The organism is Ramlibacter sp. GCM10027632, from assembly GCF_042675325.1.
GTDB lineage: Bacteria > Pseudomonadota > Gammaproteobacteria > Burkholderiales > Burkholderiaceae_C > Ramlibacter.
Genome location: NZ_JBHTGW010000004.1, coordinates 252,456 through 272,035, shown reverse-complemented (window position 1 = coordinate 272,035; position 19,580 = coordinate 252,456). Strand labels below are relative to the sequence as shown.

Below are 19,580 nucleotides of genomic sequence, written 5' to 3'. Positions count from 1 at the left end.
GGCTGCGGACCGGCCCCTGCCTGCGGCCCGCGGTCAGGGCCGCAGCGTCGTCGGCTTCGCCTCGTCCAGCGTCTGCGGGTAGTCGCGGCTGTAATGCAGCCCGCGGCTCTCGCGGCGTTGCTGCGCGCTGCGCACGATCAGGTCGGCCACGGTCACCAGGTTGCGCAGCTCCAGCAGGTCGCTGGTGACGTGGAAGGCGCCGTAGAACTCCTGGATCTCCTGCTGCAGCAGCGCGATGCGGTGCGCCGCGCGCTCCAGGCGCTTGTTGGTCCGCACGATGCCCACGTAGTCCCACATGAAGCGGCGCAGCTCGTCCCAGTTGTGCGAGATGACCACGGCCTCGTCGGCGTCGGTCACGCGGCTCTCGTCCCAGGCCGGCACGGCGGGCAGCGCGGGGGCCGGCTTGGCCAGGATGTCCTGCGCCGCCGAGCGGGCGAAGACCATGCACTCCACCAGCGAGTTGCTGGCGAGGCGGTTGGCGCCGTGCAGGCCGGTGTAGGCGGTCTCGCCGATGGCGTAGAGGCCCTCGAGGTCGGTGCGGCCGGCCAGGTCGGTGTGCACGCCGCCGCAGGTGTAGTGGGCCGCCGGCACCACCGGGATCGGCTCGCGGGTGATGTCGATCCCCAGCTCCAGGCAGCGGGCGTGGATCATGGGGAAATGCGCGCGGACGAACTCCGGCGGCTGGTGCGAGATGTCCAGGTGCACGCAGTCCAGGCCCTGCTTCTTCATCTCGAAGTCGATGGCGCGGGCCACGATGTCGCGCGGGGCCAGCTCGCCGCGCGCATCGTGCGCGGGCATGAAGCGGGTGCCGTCGGGCAGCAGCAGCCGGCCGCCCTCGCCGCGCACCGCCTCGGAGATCAGGAAGTTCTTGACGTGGGGGTGGTACAGGCAGGTCGGGTGGAACTGGATGAACTCCATGTTCGTCACCCGGCAGCCGGCGCGCCAGGCGGCGGCGATGCCGTCGCCGGTGGCGGTGTCGGGGTTGGTGGTGTAGAGGTACACCTTGCCCGCGCCGCCGGTGGCCAGCAGGGTGTGCGGCGCGCGCAGGGTGACGACCTCGTCGCGCGCCTCGTCCAGCGCGTACAGGCCTACGCAGCGCTGGGGCGATACGCCCAGCTTGCCGGTGGTGACCAGGTCGACCAGCATGTGCCGCTCGAACACCGTGATGTTCGGCGTGGCCTTGACCCGCTCGATCAGCGTGCGCTGCACCGCGGCGCCGGTGGCGTCGTCGGCATGCACGATGCGCCGCGCGCTGTGGCCGCCTTCGCGCGTGAGGTGCAGGTGGTCGCCCTCCAGCGTGAAGGGCACACCCAGCGACTGCAGCCAGGCGATGCTGGGCGGCGAGTTCTCGACCACGAAGCGGGTGGCCGCGGGGTCGCACAGGCCGGCGCCGGCGATGAAGGTGTCCTGCACATGGGACTCGACGGTGTCCGCCGGGTCCATCACCGCGGCGATGCCGCCCTGGGCCCAGCCGCTGGAGCCGTCGGCCAGCTGGCGCTTGGTGATCAGGGCGACGCGGCGCGTGGGCGCCAGGTGCAGGGCGGCGGACAGGCCGGCCAGGCCGCTGCCGACGATGAGGACGTCGAAGTCCAGCGACGGGTTCTCGGGCATGGGAAGCAGGGGAAAGGGAAGGTCAGGCCGGCTGGTAGGCCAGGCGCACGTAGATGGGGGCGAAGGCCTCGGCCTGGGTCACTTCGACCAGCGATTCCTTGGCCAGCTCCAGCATCGCGATGAAGGTGACCACCAGCACCGGCACGCCGCGGCTGGTGTCGAACAGGTGCTCGAACTCGATGAACTTGCGGCCCTGCAGCTTGCGCAGCACGATGGACATGTGCTCGCGCACCGACAGCTCCTCGCGCGAGATCTTGTGGTGCTGCACCAGGCGGGCGCGCTTGAGGATGTCGCGCCAGGCCTCCTGCAGGTCGCCGATGCTCACGTCCGGGAAGCGAGGCTGCAGCGACTGCTCGATGTAGACCTGGGCCTTGAGCACGTCGCGGCCCATGTGGGGCAGCTCGTTCAGGCGGGCGGCGGCCAGCTTCATCTGCTCGTACTCGAGCAGGCGGCGCACCAGCTCGGCGCGCGGGTCCTCGGGCTCCTCGCCCTGCGCCGTCTTCTTGGGCGGCAGCAGCATCCGCGACTTGATCTCGATCAGCATCGCCGCCATCAGCAGGTACTCGGCGGCCAGCTCCAGGTTGCGGCTGCGAATCTCGTCGACGTACTGCAGGTACTGGCGGGTCACGCCCGCCATCGGGATGTCGAGGATGTTGAAGTTCTGCTTGCGAATCAGGTACAGCAGCAGGTCCAGCGGGCCTTCGAAGGCCTCGAGGAACACCTCGAGCGCGTCGGGCGGGATGTACAGGTCGGTGGGGACCTGGAACAGGGGCTCGCCGTAGAGGCGGGCGATGGCGACTTGGTCCACTACCTCGGGCAGGCCCGGCACGCCGTCGGCGGGCGGGGCCGGCAGGGTGTCGGGGGCGGCGGGGGTGTCGCTCATCGTGCGGGGCGGGGCTGCTTACCGGTCGCCGTAGCTGCCGTAGACGTACGGCTTCTGGGCGACGCGGCCGGCGCTGAACTCCTTGCGCAGTTCCGGGTCCGGGTGCTTGTCCCAGAGCAGGGCGCGGCCGGCGCGCTGCTGGGCCTCCAGGTCCGGCTTGGCGGCCTTGAGGTCGGAAATGAAGCGGGTGATCTCGGAGTTGTAGTCGGGGCGGCGGAAGATGCGCAGCAAGGCCATGGCGGGGTTCCTCTCTGCGCCGAATTCTACCGGGCGGGGGCGCGCGCCCCCGGCGGGCCCGGGGTCAGGCCGTGACGTCCTGCGAGGGGGCGTGCCGGCGCAGTTCGTCGGCGAAGCCGGTGCGCGCGAACGTGTCGGCGGGCTGCTCCTGCAGGTTCACCACCGCCAGGGTGCCGCCCTTTTGCAGCACCACCCGGTGCAACTGGCGCAGGGCGTCGACGCCGGTGACGTCCGCGTACACCAGCTGCAAGGCGTCCAGCGTCACCTCGGCGCAGTCCGGGCCGGCCTCGACCGCCTGCACCGCGCGGTCGATCTGCGTCACCGCGCCGAAGAACAGCGAGCCATAGAGGCGAAAGCGCAGGGCGCGCCCCTCGGCCGGCGCCGGCTCCACCCGGAACTGCGAACCCATGCTGCGGATGAAGAGGGCGCAGGCCGCCACCAGCCCCACCTCCAGGGCCACGGTGAGGTCGAACACCACGGTCAGGAAGAAGGTGCCGAGCATCACCACCCGGTAATGGCGGCTGTGGCGGCGCAGCTGCGCGAACTCGTGCCACTCGCCCATGTTCATCGCCACCGAGAGCAGGATGCCGGCGAGGACTGCCAGGGGCACGTGCAGCGCCAGCGGCGCGGCCAGCAGCACCACGGCGGCGAGGGCGACGGCGTGGAACAGGCCGGCCACCGGCGTACGGGCGCCGGCGCGCACGTTGGTCACGGTGCGGGCGATGGTGCCCGTGGCGGGCATGCCGCCGAAGAAGGGCACCACCAGGTTGGCCACGCCCTGGGCCATCAGCTCCTGGTTCGGGTCGTGCCGGGGCAGGTCGCTGACCTGGTCGGCCACCCGCGCGCATAGCAGGGACTCGATCGCGCCGAGCAGGGCGATGGTGAGGATCGGCGAGACCAGCTGCTTGACGCCCTCCCAGGAGAACGCGGGCAGGGCGAAGGCGGGCAGGGTCTGCGGGATGCCGCCGAAGCGCGAGCCGATGGTCTCCACCGGCAGGTGCAGCGCATAGGCCAGGCCGGTCAGCGTGACCAGGGCCACGATCGGGCCGGGGATGCGCGCGCCCACCACCGCGATGCTGTGCGCCAGCGGCTGGTCCGCCGCGGGCGGGGCGGCGGCCCGCGTGCCCCACAGGCGCGGCCACAGCCACAGGCCGGCGAAGCAGGCGGTGCCCAGGGCGAAGGCCCAGGGGTTGAAGCTGCCGATGTGGCTGGCGATGACGCCGATCTGGGCGAAGAAGTCGGCCGGCATCCGGGCCACCTGCAGGCCCAGCCAGTCCTTCACCTGGGACAGCGCGATCAGCACCGCGATGCCGTTGGTGAAGCCCACGACGATGCTCACCGGTACGTAGCGCACCAGGCTGCCCAGTCGCAGCAGGCCCAGGAGGAACAGCAGCACGCCGGCGCAGGCGGTGGCGATCAGCAGGTTGGCCAGGCCGTGGCGCTCGACGATGCCGTAGACGATGACGATGAAGGCCCCCGCCGGCCCGGCGATCTGCACGTTGGAGCCACCCAGCACTGCCACCAGGGCGCCCGCGATGATCGCGGTCCACAGGCCGGCCTGGGGCGAGAGGCCGGAGGCGATGGCGAAGGCCATGGCCAGGGGCAGGGCGACGATGGCGACGGTGAGGCCGGCGCCGAGGTCGTTCTGGAGGGTCTTGCCACCGTAGTCCTTCAGGGCCGCGGCGATGCGTGGCCGGAAGGCGGCCAGGGGGAAGGAAAAGGCCATGCCCCCATTGTGGATCAAGCGCGGCGGACCCCGGCCGGGCGGGCGGCGGCCCGCCGGGGCTGGCGCGCTGGGCTCAGGGCTTGGCGGGGATCACCGCGTCGGCTGCGGCGCCCACCGCCTTGCCGGCGATGCGCGCGGTGCCGATGGCGGCGTCAGCCGCCAGGCCCACGGCGCCGGCGGTCACGCTGACGGCGGCGTCGGCGACCGCGATCACCGCGCAGCCGCCGAGGCCGGCCGCCAGCAGGGCGGCCGCGAGCAGGGTCATGAGGCGGCGCATCGTTAGCGCACCCGCATGCCGGGCTGCGCGCCGGGCCAGGGATTGAGCACGTAGATGCCGGGGTTGGCCTTCTCGTCGGCGTGGCTGGCGGCCAGCACCATGCCCTCCGAGATGCCGAACTTCATCTTGCGCGGGGCGAGGTTGGCCACCATCACGGTCAGCTTGCCCACGAGGTCCTCCGGCTTGTAGGCCGAGGCGATGCCGGAGAAGACGTTGCGGGTCTTGCCTTCGCCCACGTCCAGCGTGAGGCGCAGCAGCTTGGTGGAGCCTTCCACCGGCTCGCAGTTGACGATCTGCGCGATGCGCAGGTCGACCTTGGCGAAGTCGTCGATGGAGATGGTGGGGGCCAGCTCCTCGCCGCCGGGGACGGTGACTTCGGGGGCCGCGGGGGCCGGCGGCTCGAACAGGGCGTCGAGCAGCTTGGGGTCCACGCGCTGCATCAGGTGCTGGTAGGCGCCGACCTGGTGGCCGGCGGGCAGCGGGGTGGCGGCGTTGGTGAAGTCCAGCGGGGCGCATTGCAGGAAGGCCTCGGCCTGGGCCGCCAGGGCGGGCAGCACCGGCTTCAGGCAGGCGGTCAGCACCTTGAAGTGCTCCACGCACTCGGAGCAGATGGCGGCGGCCTCGGCGCCCTTGCCTTCCTTGACCAGCTTCCAGGGGGCGGCGCCGTCGAAGCGCAGGTTGACCTCGTCGGCGTAGGCCATGATCTCGCGCAGGGCCTTGCCGTACTCGCGGGTCTCGTACAGGTGGGCCACGCTATCGACCAGCTTGGCGGGGTTCAGGCTGGCGGCGTCGTTGGCGACCAGCTTGCCTTCGGGGATGAACTTCACCGCGCGCGAGGCGATGTTCACGTACTTGCCGACCAGGTCGGCGTTGACGCGGGCCACGAAGTCGTCGGGGTTGAAGTCGACGTCTTCCACGCGGCCATTGAGCTTGGCGGCGATGTAGTAGCGAAGCCACTCGGGGTTCATGCCGAGGGAGAGGTACTTGAGCGGGTCGATGCCGGTGCCGCGGCTCTTGGACATCTTCTCGCCGCTGACGGTGATGAAGCCGTGCACGTTCACCTGGCTGGGCGTCTTGCGGCCGGAGAACTTCAGCATGGCGGGCCAGAACAGCGTGTGGAAGTACACGATGTCCTTGCCGATGAAGTGGACCTGTTCCACCGCGGGGTCGGCCACGAAGTCGTCGAAGCTGGCGTCGGTGCGGGAGGCCTCGTGCCAGTGGTTTTTGGCCTGGCCCTTGTCGAAGTGGTTCTTCAGGCTGGCGAGGTAGCCCACGGGCGCATCCAGCCAGACGTAGAAGTACTTGCCCGGGGCGTCGGGGATCTCGATGCCGAAGTAGGGCGCCTCGCGGGAGATGTCCCAGTCGGCCATGCCGGCCTCGAACCACTCGCTGGCCTTCTTGGCCATCTCGGCCTGCAGCTTGCCGTCTTGCGTCCACGACTTCAGGAAGTCCACCACCTGCGGGTCGGAGAGCCGGAAGAAGAAGTGCTCGGAGCTGCGCAGCTCCGGGGTGGCGCCGGTGAGGGTGGAGTAGGGCGAGATCAGGTCGGTGGGCGAGTAGACGCTGGAGCACACCTCGCAGCTGTCGCCGTACTGGTCCTTGGCGTGGCAGGTGGGGCACTCGCCCTTGATGTAGCGGTCGGGCAGGAACATGCCCTTGACCGGGTCGTAGAACTGCTCGATCGTGCGCGTGGCGATCATGCCGTTGGCCTTCAGGGCCTTGTAGATGCCCTGGGCCAGCTCGGTGTTCTCGGCGCTGTCGGTGGAGTGCCAGTTGTCGAAGCGCACATGGAAACCATCGAGGTACTCCTTGCGGCCGGCGGCGATCGCGCCCACGAACTCCTGCGGGCTGACGCCGGCCTTCTCGGCGGCGATCATGATCGGCGCGCCGTGCGCGTCGTCCGCCCCCACGAAGTGGACCATGTGGCCCTGCATTCGCTGGAACCGCACCCAGATGTCGGCCTGGATGTACTCCATGATGTGGCCGATGTGGAACTTGCCGTTGGCGTAGGGCAGGGCGGTGGTGACGAAGAGCTTGCGCTTGGACATGGGGGCTACCGGAAGGGAACCGGCGATTTTAGGCTGTGTCTCCGCCGTAACCCTACCCTCGGGCAGACAGGCGAGGCCTCGTTACACTGGCCGGTTGTAGATTGCTCCCACCATGGCCACCCCTGACCAGCTCCTCGCGGCCCTTGCCGCCGTCATCGATCCCAACACCGGCAAGGACTTCGTGTCCACCAGGGCCCTGAAGAACCTGAAGGTCGACGGCGGCCGCGTGAGCTTCGACGTGGAGCTCGGCTACCCCGCCAAGAGCCAGGTTCCCGCCCTGCGCCAGGCCCTGGTGGCCGCCGCCCGCAGCGTCGCCGGCGTGACCGAGGTGCAGGCGAACCTCGCCACCAAGGTGCTGGCCCACGCGGTGCAGCGCGGCGTGCAGCTGCTGCCCCAGGTGAAGAACATCATCGCCGTGGCCTCCGGCAAGGGCGGGGTGGGCAAGAGCACCACCGCCGCCAACCTGGCCCTGGCCCTGGCCGCCGAGGGCGCCTCGGTCGGCGTGCTGGACGCCGACATCTACGGCCCCAGCCAGCCCATGATGATGGGCATCGAAGGCCGCCCCGCCAGCGCCGACGGCAAGACCATGGACCCGCTGGAAAACCACGGCGTGCAGGTCATGTCCATCGGCTTCCTGGTCGACCCCGACCAGGCCATGATCTGGCGCGGCCCCATGGCCACCCAGGCGCTGGAGCAGCTGCTGCGCCAGACCAACTGGCGCGACCTCGACTACCTCGTGGTCGACATGCCCCCGGGCACCGGCGACATCCAGCTCACGCTCTCGCAGCGCGTGCCCATGACCGGCGCGGTCATCGTCACCACCCCGCAGGACATCGCCCTGCTCGACGCCCGCAAAGGCGTGGCCATGTTCGAGAAGGTGGGCGTTCCCATCCTCGGCCTGGTGGAGAACATGGCGGCCCATGTCTGCACGAACTGCGGCCACGTGGAGCACATCTTCGGCGAGGGCGGCGGCCAGCGCTACGCCGCCGAGCGCGGCATCGACTACCTGGGCGCGCTGCCCCTGGACATGCAGATCCGCCTGCAAGCCGACGGCGGCCAGCCCACCGTGGTGGCCGACCCCGAAGGCAAGGTCGCCGGCATCTACAAGGACATCGCCCGCCAGGTGGCGATCCGCATCGCCGCCAAGGCCAAGGACTTCTCCGCGAAGTTCCCGACCATCACCGTCTCCAAGGACACCTGATGCAGCAAGCGCCGGTTCGCATGCCGCGCCGCGGCGAACGCGCCGGCCACCTCAAGGGCCGGCAGCTCGAGTCCGCCGCCCTGGAGGACGTGCGCGCCCTCCTCGGGCCGCGGCCGGCGGACGGCCATGCGCGGGACCTGCTGATCGAGTTCCTGCACCGCCTGAACGACCGCTTCCACGGCCTGCAGCCGCGGCACCTCGCGGCGCTGGCGCACGAGATGCGCCTGGGCCAGGCCGAGGTGTTCGAGGTCGCGAGCTTCTATCACCACTTCGAGATCCTGGGCGAGGGCGAGCCGGGCCCGGCCCTCACCGTGCGCGTGTGCGAGGGGTTGTCCTGCGAGCTGGCCGGCGCGCGCGAGCTCCTGGACCGGCTGCCCGCGATCCTCGGTCGCGAGGTGAAGGTCATCGCCGCACCCTGCATCGGCCGCTGCGAGCAGGCCCCCGCCGCCCTCGCCGGGCAGGTGGCCGTGCCGCGGGCCACGCCGCAGCGGGTTCAGGACGCCCTGGCCGGGCGGGCCGACCCGGTGCCCGCCGCCCTCGGCTATGAGGCCTACCGCGCCGCCGGCGGCTACCAGCTCGCCGCCGCCGTGGCGCGCGGCGAGCGCGATCATGAATCGGTCATCGCCACGCTCGAACACGCCGGCCTGCGCGGCCTGGGCGGCGCGGGCTTCCCGGCCGGGCGCAAGTGGCGCATCGTGCGCGCCCAGCCCGCCCCGCGCCTGATGGCGATCAACATCGACGAGGGCGAGCCCGGCACCTTCAAGGACCGCACCTACCTCGAGCGCGACCCGCACCGCTTCCTGGAGGGCGCGCTCATCGCCGCTTCGGTGGCGGGCATCGATGCGGTCTACATCTACCTGCGTGACGAATACCACGACTGCCGCCGCCTGCTCGAAGGCGAGCTGGCCAGGCTGCAGGCCGACCCGCCGTGCCCCTTGCCCGCCATCCACCTGCGCCGGGGCGCGGGCGCGTACATCTGCGGCGAGGAGTCGGCCATGATCGAGTCGATCGAGGGCAAGCGCGGCGAGCCGCGCCTGCGCCCGCCCTACATCGCCGAGAAGGGCCTGTTCGGGCGGCCCACGCTGGAACACAACTTCGAGACCCTGCACTGGGTGCGCGAGATCCTGGAGCAGGGCGGCGGCTGGTTCGCCGGCCATGGCCGCCACGGCCGCCAGGGACTGCGCTCCTTCAGCGTCAGCGGGCGGGTCAGGCAGCCGGGGGTGAAGCTGGCCCCGGCCGGCATCACCCTGCGCGAGCTGGTCGACGAGTACTGCGGCGGCATGGCCGAGGGCCACGCGCTGTACGCCTACCTGCCCGGCGGCGCCTCCGGCGGCATCCTGCCCGCGCGCCTGGCCGACGTGCCGCTGGACTTCGACACCCTGCAGCCGCATGGCTGCTTCATCGGCTCCGCCGCGGTGGTCGTGCTGGGCCACCGGGACAAGGCGCGCGACGCGGCGCTGAACGTGATGCGCTTCTTCGCCGACGAGAGCTGCGGCCAGTGCACGCCGTGCCGCGTGGGCACGGACAAGGCGGCCACGCTGATGCAGGCCCCGCAGTGGGACCAGGCGCTGCTGTCCGACCTCTCGCAGGTCATGGCCGATGCCTCCATCTGCGGCCTGGGCCAGGCCGCCCCGAACCCGATCCGCTGCGTGCAGGAGTATTTCCCCGATGAAGTCGCCTGACCTCCCGCTCGTGGACTTCACGCTGGACGGCCGCACGGTGCAGGCCGTCGAGGGCGAGAGCATCCTCCTGGCCGCGCGGCGCGCCGGCGTGGACATCCCGCACCTGTGCTTCTCCGACGGCCTGCGGCCCGACGGCAACTGCCGCGCCTGCGTCGTCGAGGTGGCCGGCGAGCGCACCCTGGCTGCCAGCTGCTGCCGCGCGGTCGTGCCCGGCATGGACGTCAGGGCGACCAGCGAGCGCGCCCGCAAGAGCCAGAAGATGGTGGTGGAGATGCTGCTGGCGGACCTGCCCGAGGCGGGCCACCGGCCCGAGGCCGAGGCCCCGCACGGCGAACTCTCGCATTGGGCGAACGCGCTGGGCGTCACCCCGCGCCCCGCGCTCACCGCCCTGCGCCGCGAGCAGCCCGCGCCCGACCTGTCCCACCCCGCCATGGCGGTGAACCTCGACGCCTGCATCCAGTGCACCCGCTGCGTGCGGGCCTGCCGCGAGGAGCAGGTCAACGACGTGATCGGCTACGCCGGCCGCGGCGCCCACAGCCGCATCGTCTTCGACCAGGGCGACGCCATGGGCGAGAGCACCTGCGTGGCCTGCGGCGAGTGCGTGCAGGCCTGCCCCACCGGGGCGCTGATGCCCAAGTCGAGGATCGAGCAACCGCAGGTGGACCGCGCGGTCGCCTCGGTCTGCCCCTTCTGCGGCGTGGGCTGCCAGCTCACCTACCAGGTCAAGGACAACCGGATCGTGGGCGTGGAGGGCCGTGACGGCCCGGCCAACCACGGCCGCCTGTGCGTCAAGGGCCGCTTCGGCTTCGACTACGTGCACCACGCCGACCGGCTCACCCGGCCCCTGGTGCGCAAGCCCGGCGTGCCCAAGGACACGAACGTGCTGCGCGATCCCTCGCAATGGCGCGAGGTGTTCCGCGAAGCCAGCTGGGACGAGGCGCTGGACCTGGCGGCGAACGGCCTGAAGGTCCTGCGCGACACCCACGGCCCCAAGTCGCTGGCCGGCTTCGGCTCGGCCAAGGGCACGAACGAGGAGGCCTACCTGTTCCAGAAGCTGGTGCGCACCGGCTTCGGCAGCAACAACGTGGACCACTGCACCCGCCTGTGCCATGCCTCCAGCGTGGCGGCCCTGCTCGAGGGCGTGGGCTCGGGCGCGGTGAGCAACCCGGTGATGGACGTGGAGCAGGCCGAGCTGGTCCTGGTGATCGGCTCCAACCCGACCTCCAACCACCCGGTGGCCGCCACCTGGATGAAGAACGCGGCCCGGCGCGGCACGAGGATCGTGCTGGCCGACCCGCGCGTCACCGACCTCGGCCGCCTGGCCTGGCGCACCCTGCAGTTCACGCCCGATGCGGACGTGGCGCTGGTCAACGCGATGGTCCACACGGTCATCGAGGAGGGGCTCGCGGACCAGGCCTTCATCGCCCGGCGCGCCCGCAACTACGAGGCGATCCAGGCGGCCGTCGCCGCCTTCAGCCCCGAGGCCGTGCAGGCTGACTGCGGCATCCCGGCGGCCACCATCCGCGAGGTGGCGCGGGCCTTTGCCACCGCGAAGTCCGCGATGATCCTGTGGGGCATGGGCGTGAGCCAGCACGTGCACGGCACCGACAACGTGCGCGCGCTGATCGCGCTGTGCACGGTGGCCGGCCAGATCGGCAAGCCCGGCAGCGGGCTGCACCCGCTGCGCGGGCAGAACAACGTGCAGGGCGCCAGCGACGCCGGCCTGATCCCGATGATGTTCCCCAACTACCAGCGGGTGACGAATCCGCAGGCCCATGCCTGGTTCGAGGACTTCTGGGGCGCGAAGCTCGACGCCGCGCCCGGCTACACCGTGGTGGAGATCATGGACAAGGCGCTCGCGCCCGAGTCCGATCCGCACAAGGTGCGCGGCATGTACATCGCCGGCGAGAACCCGGCGATGAGCGATCCCGACCTGAACCACGCGCGCGAGGCCCTCGCAGCACTGGAACACCTGGTGGTGCAGGACATCTTCCTGACCGAGACCGCCTGGCTGGCCGACGTGGTGCTGCCGGCCACCGCCTGGCCGGAGAAGACCGGCACGGTCACCAACACCGACCGGCTGGTGCAGCTGGGGCGCCAGGCCATCGAGCCCCCGGGCGAGGCCAGGCCCGACCTCTGGCTGGTGCAGCAGATCGCCCGGCGCATGGGCCTGGACTGGCGCTACGAGGGCCCCGATGCCGGCGTGGCCGCCGTCTACGAGGAGATGCGCCAGGCCATGCACACGGCCATCGCCGGCATCACGTGGGAGCGGCTGCAGCGCGAAGGCGCGGTGGTCTACCCCTGCCTGTCGGAGGACGACCCGGGCCAGCCGGTGGTGTTCACCGAGCACTTCGCCACCGACGACGGCCGGGTGCACCTGGTGCCCACGCAGCGGCTGCCCGCCAACGAGCGGCCGGACGCGGACTACCCGCTGGTGCTGATCACCGGCCGGCAGCTGGAGCACTGGCACACCGGCAGCATGACGCGCCGTGCCACGGTGCTCGACGCGCTGGAGCCGGTGGCGACCTGCAGCCTCAACGGCCGCGAGCTGGAGCGCCTGGGCCTGGTCGCGGGGCAGGAGGTCACGCTGCAATCGCGCCGCGGTGAGGTGCGCTGCCGCCTGCGCCGCGACGACGGCACGCCCGACGCCACCGTGTTCATGCCCTTCGCGTTCCGGGAGGCCGCGGCCAACCTGCTGACGAATCCGGCGCTGGACCCGTTCGGCAAGATTCCCGAGTTCAAGTACTGCGCGGTGAGGTTGCTGTCATGACCCGTCCCAGCCTCCAGGTCGCGGTGGTGATGCGCCGCGAGATCCTCGACAACCGCTGGCAGCCGGTGCGCTGGGTGCTGCACGACGTGGTGCCGCACGAGCCCGCCTTCGGCGACGCGCCGCGCCTCCTGGTCGACGACGGCCAGACGCAGCTGTGGCTGCACCCCGGCTTCACCGTGGAACTGTTCCGCGACGATGCCGAGGGCTACTACCTCAATGCCACCACCGAGGCCCCGTGCTGGTTCGTGATGTGGCGCATGGAGGAAGAGGCCCGCATCGCCAGCGAGCCGATCGCCAAGCCCGAGATCGTCACCGTCAGCTACCACGACGCCGGCCGCTGGCTCGACGCGCAGGAGACGGTCGAACAGGTGCCCGCGCCGCCCGAGGTGGTGGCCTGGATGCGCGAGTTCGCCGAGGCGAACTACGTGCCGGAGCCGAAGAAGCGCAAGCGCCCGGCCAGCTTCCAGCCGCTGACGGACCGCTTCGGCAACCCGGCCTCGGTCAGCACCGACAAGACCCGCAGAGGAGGCGGCCATGGCTGACGGCTTCCTGGGGCGCTGGTCCCGCCGCAAGCTCGACGTGAAGGAGGGCCGCCCGGTGGAGGCGGACCCGCCGGCGCCGGCCCCCGCTAAGGTGGCTGCCCCGGCGCCCGCTGCCGTGCCCGCCGCCGTGCCCGGGGCCGAATCGCGGGCCGAGGCCGCCCCCGCCCCGCCACCGACCCTGGACGACGTGGCCTCGCTCACGCCCGAATCCGACTTCACCCGCTTCGTCGCCGCCGACGTGACGCCCGAGGTGAAGAACGCCGCGATGAAGAAGCTGTTCGCCGACCCGCACTTCAATGTGATGGACGGGCTCGACATCTACATCGACGATTACGGCAAGCCCGACCCGATTCCCACGCGCATGCTCGAATCGCTGGCCAGCGCCGAATTCCTCGGCCTGTTCCGCGAGGACAATCGCGGGGAGGGCGAGGCCGCGGCACCCGCCGCGCCCGCAGCCCACCCCGTTGCCCCCGCCGCCGTTCCTGCTCCCGCCCCTGCGGTTTCCGACCCGCCCGCCACCGATGCCGACCCTGATCTGCGACTGCAACAAGACCCAGCCCCTGGACCCCAAGGCCCTGGGGACGGCGCTCGATGAGGCGCTGACGCTCCACACCACCCTGTGCCGCCGCGAGGCCGGCGCCTTCCAGCAGGCGGTGCAGGGCGGCGAGACGGTGGTGGTGGCCTGCACCCAGGAGCAGGCCCTGTTCACCGAGGTCGCCGCGCAGACCGAGCTGCCCCAGGGCGGCGCGGCCTGGGCGCCGCTGCGCTTCGTCAACATCCGCGAGACCGGCGGCTGGAGCCGCGATGCCCGGGCCGCCACGCCCAAGATCGCCGCGCTGCTGGCTGCCGCCCGCCTGCCCGACCCCGAGCCGGTGCCCACCGTCACCTACCGCAGCGAGGGCCGCGCCCTGGTGATCGGCCCGCTCGACGCTGCCGAGAAGCTCGCCGCCTCGCTGGACGACACCCTGCAGGTCACCCTCTTCGCCCAGGGCGGGGAGGGCGCGCAGGCACGCCGCTGGCCGGTGCTGTCCGGCCGCATCGACCGCCTCACCGGCTGGCTCGGCGCCTTCGAGCTGGCGTGGACGCAGGGCAACCCGATCGACCTGGACCTGTGCACCCGCTGCAATGCCTGCATCGAGGCCTGCCCCGAGAACGCGATCGGTTTCGACTACCAGGTCGACCTCGCCGCCTGCACCGGCCACCGCGCCTGCGTGAAGGCCTGCGGCGCCGCCGGAGCGATCGACTTCTCGCGCGAGCCGGCCGCGGACACCCAGTCCTTCGACGTGGTGCTGGACCTGCGCGAGCAGCCCGCCTTCCTGCAGCATGCCAAGCCGCAGGGCTACCGGCACCTGCCGCCCTCGGCCACGCCCGACGAGCGCCTGGCCGCCGTGCTCGCGCTGCGCGAGTGGGTGGGCGAGTTCGAGAAGCCCAAGTTCTTCACCTACAAGCCCTCGCTGTGCGCGCACTCGCGCAACGGCCGGGTCGGCTGCAGCGCCTGCATCGACATCTGCTCCGCCGAGGCGGTGGGCTCGGACAAGGCGCTCCAGCAGATCAAGGTCAACCCCAGCCTGTGCGTGGGCTGCGGCGCCTGCACCACCGCCTGCCCCAGCGGCGCGCTGACCTATGCCTACCCGCGCCCCAGCGAGCAGGGCACGAAGATCCGCACGCTCCTGAACACCTATGCCCGCGCCGGCGGCCGCGAGGCGGTGCTGCTGCTGCATTCGCAGGAGGCGGGCACCGCCCTGGTCGAGGGCCTGGGCCGCGCCGCGCGCGTGGGTGCCGCCCACGGCGTGCCGGCCAACGTGATCCCGATGGCGCTGTGGCACACCGCCAGCACCGGCCTGGAGCTGTGGCTCGCGGCGGTGGCCGGCGGCGCGCGCCATGTCGCGGTGCTCGCCACCGCGGAAGAGGCCCCGCAGTACCTCGAGGCGATCGAGCAGCAGATGGCCGTGGCGCAGGCGATCCTCGCCGGCCTGGGCTACGAGGGCACGCACTTCAGCCTGCTGCGAAGCCGCCACCCCGCCGACCTGGACCAGGCGCTGCAGCTGCTCGCCGCCCGCCTGGGCGCGGTGCCGGCCACGGCCGGCCGCTTCGCCCTCACCGGCGAGAAGCGCCCCACGCTCGAACTCGCGCTGGACCACCTGATCGCGCAGGCCCGGCTCACGCCCGAGGCCATCGCGCTGCCCGCCGGCGCGCCGCTGGGCGCGATCGAGGTGGACAAGGACAAGTGCACGCTGTGCCTGTCCTGCGTCGGCGCCTGCCCGGCCAACGCGCTGCAGGACAACACCGAGCTGCCGCAGCTTCGCTTCATCGAGAAGAACTGCGTGCAGTGCGGCCTGTGCGCCGGCACCTGCCCCGAGAAGGCCATCACCCTGCAGCCGCGCCTGTCGCTGGCGCCCGAGCGCAAGCAGGCGCGCGTGCTGAACGAGGCCCAGCCCTATGGCTGCATCCGCTGCGGCAAGCCCTTCGGCACGCTCAAGGGCGTCGAGGCCATGATGGCCAAGCTCGCCGGCCACGCCATGTTCCAGGGCGCCGCGCTGGAGCGCCTCAAGATGTGCGGTGACTGCCGCGTCATCGACATCTACTCCAGCCAGAACGAAACCAAGATCACCGACCTATGAGCCAGACCCCTCCGACCTCCACTGCGCTCGACGAGGAGACCGCGCGCGCCGAGATCTACGGCCTGCTGGCGCAGTTGTTCTACGCGCCGCCCGCGCCCGAGCTCCTGGCGGCCCTGCGCGTGGCGCCCACCGAGGCGCCCGCCGCCGGCGGCTTCCTGGAGGAGCCCTGGCGCGCGCTGGTGGGCCTGGCCCGGGCGATGGGCGACGCCGAGGTGGCGGCCGAGTTCGACGCGCTGTTCGGCGGCGTCGGCAAGCCCGAGGTCTACCTGTTCGGGTCGCACTACCTCACCGGCTTCCTGAACGAGCGCCCGCTGGCCGCCCTGCGCGACGACCTGGCCGCCCTGGGCCTCACGCGCGACGAGGCCATGCCCGAGACCGAGGACCACATCGCCTACCTGTGCGAGGTGATGCGCTACCTGATCGCCGGCGACGATGTCACCGTGTCCAACCTCACCCGCCAGCGCGAGTTCTTCGGCGCCCACCTGCAGCCCTGGGTGATGGCCCTGTGCGAGGCCGTCGCGGCCCATCCCCGGGCCCGCTTCTTCGCCGCCCTGGCCGGTTTCGCGCAGGCCTTCATGAACGTCGAGCAGCAGGGTTTCGACATGCTGGCGTGACGCCTGCCCGCGTTTCGTGTCCCGGCTGCGACACGAGGACGCCAATTGCTAATTCGAATGTTTACGCTCATCAGCTATCAGGGTGCGCCTTAATTGCCGCGCGCTCAGCAGGGAATTACATTTAGCGAATGCTATGCACTTGACTGCATAGCCAAGACGAGGAGATCAGATGACCCAATCCGCCCCCAAGGTGTCGCGGCGCGTCGTGTTCGCGGGTGCCGGCACTGCCGGCGCGCTGGCTGCGGCCGCGAGCCTGCTGCCTGCCGCGCGCGAATCCGCGCAGGCGCCCACGCCCAAGGCCCCTCCCGAGCGGGGCGGCGGCTACCAGCTGACCGAGCACGTCCAGCGTTATTTCAAGACCACCCGCATCTGACCGGCCCCCGGGTTTGGAGCGTTCCATGTTGCTAACCAAGAAATCGGGCGCTGCCGCCGGCAGTGCCCGCCCGTCCTTCGTCCACAGCCTGCAGCGCGGCCTCGCGCATGCCATTCCCACGATGGATCGCCGCGCCTTCCTGCGCCGCTCCGGCCTGGGCGTGGGCGCGGGCATCGCCGCCTCGTCCCTGACCCTGGTGAAGAAGTCGCACGCCGCCGGCGGCGCGCCGCTCGAGGGCAAGGGCAAGATCGAGGTCAAGCGCACCGTCTGCACCCACTGCTCGGTGGGCTGCGCGGTCGATGCCGTCGTCGAGAACGGCGTCTGGGTGCGCCAGGAGCCGGTGTTCGACTCCCCGATCAACCTCGGCGCCCACTGCGCCAAGGGCGCGGCCCTGCGTGAGCACGGCCACGGCGAGTACCGCCTGCGCTACCCGATGAAGCTGGTGGACGGCAAGTACCAGCGCATCTCCTGGGACCAGGCGCTCAAGGAAATCACCGAGCGCCTGCAGGCCCTGCGCAAGGAAAGCGGCCCCGACTCGGTGTACTGGATCGGCTCGTCCAAGCACAACAACGAGCAGGCCTACCTGCTTCGCAAGTTCGTCAGCTACTGGGGCAGCAACAACTGCGACCACCAGGCGCGCATCTGCCACTCCACCACGGTGGCCGGTGTTGCCAACACCTGGGGCTACGGTGCGATGACGAACTCGTACAACGACATGCAGAACACCAAGCTGGCGTTGTACATCGGTTCCAACGCGGCCGAGGCGCACCCGGTGTCGATGATGCACATGCTGCACGCCAAGGAGAACGGCGCGCGCTGGATCGTGGTCGACCCGCGCTTCACCCGCACCGCCGCCCGCGCGCACCAGCATGTCCGCATCCGCTCCGGTTCGGACATCCCCTTCCTGTTCGGCCTGATGTACCACATCTTCAAGAACGGCTGGGAGGACAAGAAGTACATCGCCGACCGCGTCTGGGGCATGGAGAAGGTGCGCGAGGAAGTCCTCGCCAAGTGGACGCCCGACAAGGTCGAGGAGGCCTGCGGCGTGCCCGAGGCGGTGATGTTCGACGTCGCCAAGCAGATGCACGAGCACCGCCCCGGCACCATCGTGTGGTGCATGGGCCAGACCCAGCACACCATCGGCAACGCGATGGTGCGCGCCTCCTGCCTGCTGCAGCTGTCGCTGGGCAACATCGGCGTGTCCGGCGGCGGCGCCAACATCTTCCGCGGCCACGACAACGTGCAGGGCGCCACCGACGTGGGCCCCAACCCCGACTCGCTGCCCGGCTACTACGGCCTGGCCGAAGGTTCGTGGAAGCACTTCGCCAAGACCTGGGGCGTCGAGTTCGACTGGATCAAGGGCCGCTTCGCCAGCCCGGCGATGATGGGCAAGCCCGGCATCACCGTCTCGCGCTGGATCGACGGCATCCTGGAGAAGAACGAGAACATCGACCAGGACCCGAACCTGCGCGCGGTGTTCTTCTGGGGCCATGCGCCCAACTCGCAGACCCGCGGCCTGGAGATGAAGCGGGCCATGGACAAGCTGGACCTGCTGGTCGTGGTGGACCCGTACCCTTCGGCCACCGCCGCCATGGCGGCCATGCCCGGCAAGCCCGAGGACCGCAACCCCAACCGCGCCGTGTACCTGCTGCCGGCCGCCACGCAGTTCGAGACCTCGGGCTCGTGCACCGCGTCCAACCGCTCCATCCAGTGGCGCGAGAAGGTGATCGAGCCGCTGTGGGAGAGCCGCAGCGACCACATGATCATGTACCAGCTGGCCGACAAGCTCGGCTTCGGCAAGGAGCTGGTCAAGAACTACAAGATGCAGAAGGTCAAGGGCATGGACGAGCCCATGGTCGAGGACATCCTGCGCGAGATCAACAAGTCGGTCTGGACCATCGGCTACACCGGCCAGTCGCCCGAGCGCCTGAAGGCGCACATGCGCAACATGCACCTGTTCGACGTGAAGACGCTCAAGTCCAAGGGCGGCGTCGACAAGGAGACGGGCTACGACACCACCGGCGACTACTTCGGCCTGCCCTGGCCCTGCTACGGCACGCCGGAACTCAAGCACCCCGGCTCGCCCAACCTGTACGACACCTCCAAGCACGTGATGGACGGCGGCGGCAACTTCCGCGCGAACTTCGGCGTGGAGCGTGACGGCCAGAGCCTGCTGGCGGCCGACGGCTCCTTCTCCAAGGGCTGCGAGATCACCACCGGCTACCCCGAGTTCGACCACGTGCTGCTGAAGAAGCTCGGCTGGTGGGGCGACCTCAGCGCCGAGGAGCAGGCCGCGGCCGAGGGCAAGAACTGGAAGACCGACCCCTCGGGCGCGATCATCCGCGTGGCCATGAAGCATGGCTGCCACCCCTTCGGCAACGCCAAGGCGCGCGCCGTGGTCTGGAACTTCCCGGACCCGATCCCGCAGCACCGCGAGGCGCTGTACTCCACCCGCCCGGACCTGGTGGCCAAGTACCCGACGCACGACGACCGCAAGGCCTTCTGGCGCCTGCCCACCCTGTACAAGTCGGTTCAGGCCAAGAACGTCCAGGACAAGCTGCACGAGAAATTCCCGCTGATCCTCACCTCCGGCCGGCTGGTCGAGTACGAGGGCGGCGGCGAGGAGACCCGCTCCAACCCCTGGCTGGCGGAACTGCAGCAGGAGGCCTACGTGGAGATCAACCCGAAGGCCGCCGCCGCCCGCGGCATCCGCAACGGCGAGCGCGTGTGGCTGGTCAGCCCCACCGGCGCGCGCCTGAACGTGCAGGCCCTGGTGACCGAGCGCGTCGACGCCGAGACGGTGTGGATGCCGTTCCACTTCTCGGGTCGCTGGCAGGGTGCGGACATGCTCGCGCACTATCCCGCCGGCGCCGCGCCGGTGGTGCGCGGCGAGGCCGTCAACACGGCCACGACCTATGGTTATGACAGCGTGACGATGATGCAGGAGACGAAGACCACGATCTGCAACATCGAGCGCGCCACGGCGTAAGGAGAC

15 protein-coding genes are annotated in these 19,580 nt (G+C 70.9%); 9 read left to right on the top strand and 6 right to left on the bottom strand.

The annotated features are described in order from the left end of the window. Window positions 1-33: 33 nt before the first annotated feature. The 6 genes from nadB to metG all read right to left on the bottom strand — a co-directional run bounded on the left by nadB (window position 34) and on the right by metG (window position 6,782). Entirely contained in the window at window positions 34-1,611 is a 1,578-nt protein-coding gene (gene nadB / locus ACFQZY_RS08700; protein ID WP_377415158.1) for an L-aspartate oxidase, read from the bottom strand. A 22-nt stretch (window positions 1,612-1,633) separates the two neighbouring features. Continuing rightward, window positions 1,634-2,494, bottom strand: coding sequence for a segregation and condensation protein A (locus ACFQZY_RS08695; RefSeq protein ID WP_377415155.1), 861 nt, complete (start codon window positions 2,492-2,494; stop codon window positions 1,634-1,636). 18 nt (window positions 2,495-2,512) lie between these two features. Beyond that, the gene (locus tag ACFQZY_RS08690) at window positions 2,513-2,722 is read right to left on the bottom strand and encodes a DUF3460 family protein (protein WP_377415253.1); all 210 of its coding nucleotides are present in this window, start codon (window positions 2,720-2,722) and stop codon (window positions 2,513-2,515) included. Window positions 2,723-2,795: 73 nt separating this feature from the next. Beyond that, a complete protein-coding gene (locus tag ACFQZY_RS08685; RefSeq protein WP_377415152.1) occupies window positions 2,796-4,457 on the bottom strand; it encodes a SulP family inorganic anion transporter in 1,662 nt (553 codons plus the stop codon). A gap of 73 nt (window positions 4,458-4,530) precedes the next feature. After that, window positions 4,531-4,722, bottom strand: coding sequence for a hypothetical protein (locus ACFQZY_RS08680; protein ID WP_377415150.1), 192 nt, complete (start codon window positions 4,720-4,722; stop codon window positions 4,531-4,533). Window positions 4,723-4,736: 14 nt separating this feature from the next. Beyond that, on the bottom strand, window positions 4,737-6,782 hold the full coding sequence (gene metG, locus ACFQZY_RS08675) for a methionine--tRNA ligase (protein WP_377415148.1): 2,046 nt from the start codon (window positions 6,780-6,782) through the stop codon (window positions 4,737-4,739). A 112-nt stretch (window positions 6,783-6,894) separates the two neighbouring features. Between metG and apbC the strand changes: the two genes are divergently transcribed. The 9 genes from apbC (at window position 6,895) to ACFQZY_RS08630 (ending at window position 19,574) form a co-directional block, all read left to right on the top strand. Further along, a complete protein-coding gene (gene apbC / locus ACFQZY_RS08670; protein ID WP_377415145.1) occupies window positions 6,895-7,983 on the top strand; it encodes an iron-sulfur cluster carrier protein ApbC in 1,089 nt (362 codons plus the stop codon). Continuing rightward, complete coding sequence (locus ACFQZY_RS08665) at window positions 7,983-9,665, top strand: NADH-ubiquinone oxidoreductase-F iron-sulfur binding region domain-containing protein (protein WP_377415143.1); 1,683 nt, start codon at window positions 7,983-7,985, stop codon at window positions 9,663-9,665. Before apbC ends, ACFQZY_RS08665 begins: the two co-directional genes overlap by 1 nt. Beyond that, window positions 9,652-12,435, top strand: coding sequence for a formate dehydrogenase subunit alpha (gene fdhF / locus ACFQZY_RS08660; protein WP_377415141.1), 2,784 nt, complete (start codon window positions 9,652-9,654; stop codon window positions 12,433-12,435). The genes ACFQZY_RS08665 and fdhF overlap by 14 nt, the downstream gene beginning before the upstream one ends. Beyond that, window positions 12,432-12,977, top strand: coding sequence for a DUF3305 domain-containing protein (locus ACFQZY_RS08655; protein WP_377415138.1), 546 nt, complete (start codon window positions 12,432-12,434; stop codon window positions 12,975-12,977). Before fdhF ends, ACFQZY_RS08655 begins: the two co-directional genes overlap by 4 nt. Next, window positions 12,970-13,572 carry a DUF3306 domain-containing protein gene (locus ACFQZY_RS08650; protein WP_377415135.1) on the top strand — a complete coding sequence of 201 codons (603 nt, stop codon included), beginning with the start codon at window positions 12,970-12,972 and terminating at the stop codon, window positions 13,570-13,572. The genes ACFQZY_RS08655 and ACFQZY_RS08650 overlap by 8 nt, the downstream gene beginning before the upstream one ends. Next, window positions 13,499-15,598, top strand: a complete 2,100-nt coding sequence (locus ACFQZY_RS08645; protein WP_377415133.1) for a 4Fe-4S binding protein — start codon at window positions 13,499-13,501, stop codon at window positions 15,596-15,598. The genes ACFQZY_RS08650 and ACFQZY_RS08645 overlap by 74 nt, the downstream gene beginning before the upstream one ends. Then, the gene (locus ACFQZY_RS08640) at window positions 15,595-16,212 is read left to right on the top strand and encodes a molecular chaperone (RefSeq protein WP_377415130.1); all 618 of its coding nucleotides are present in this window, start codon (window positions 15,595-15,597) and stop codon (window positions 16,210-16,212) included. Before ACFQZY_RS08645 ends, ACFQZY_RS08640 begins: the two co-directional genes overlap by 4 nt. Window positions 16,213-16,381: 169 nt before the next feature. Continuing rightward, the gene (locus tag ACFQZY_RS08635; protein ID WP_377415128.1) at window positions 16,382-16,585 is read left to right on the top strand and encodes a formate dehydrogenase; all 204 of its coding nucleotides are present in this window, start codon (window positions 16,382-16,384) and stop codon (window positions 16,583-16,585) included. A gap of 25 nt (window positions 16,586-16,610) precedes the next feature. After that, window positions 16,611-19,574 (top strand): formate dehydrogenase subunit alpha, encoded by a 2,964-nt coding sequence (locus ACFQZY_RS08630; RefSeq protein WP_377415126.1) that lies wholly within the window; start codon window positions 16,611-16,613, stop codon window positions 19,572-19,574. Window positions 19,575-19,580: the final 6 nt, after the last annotated feature.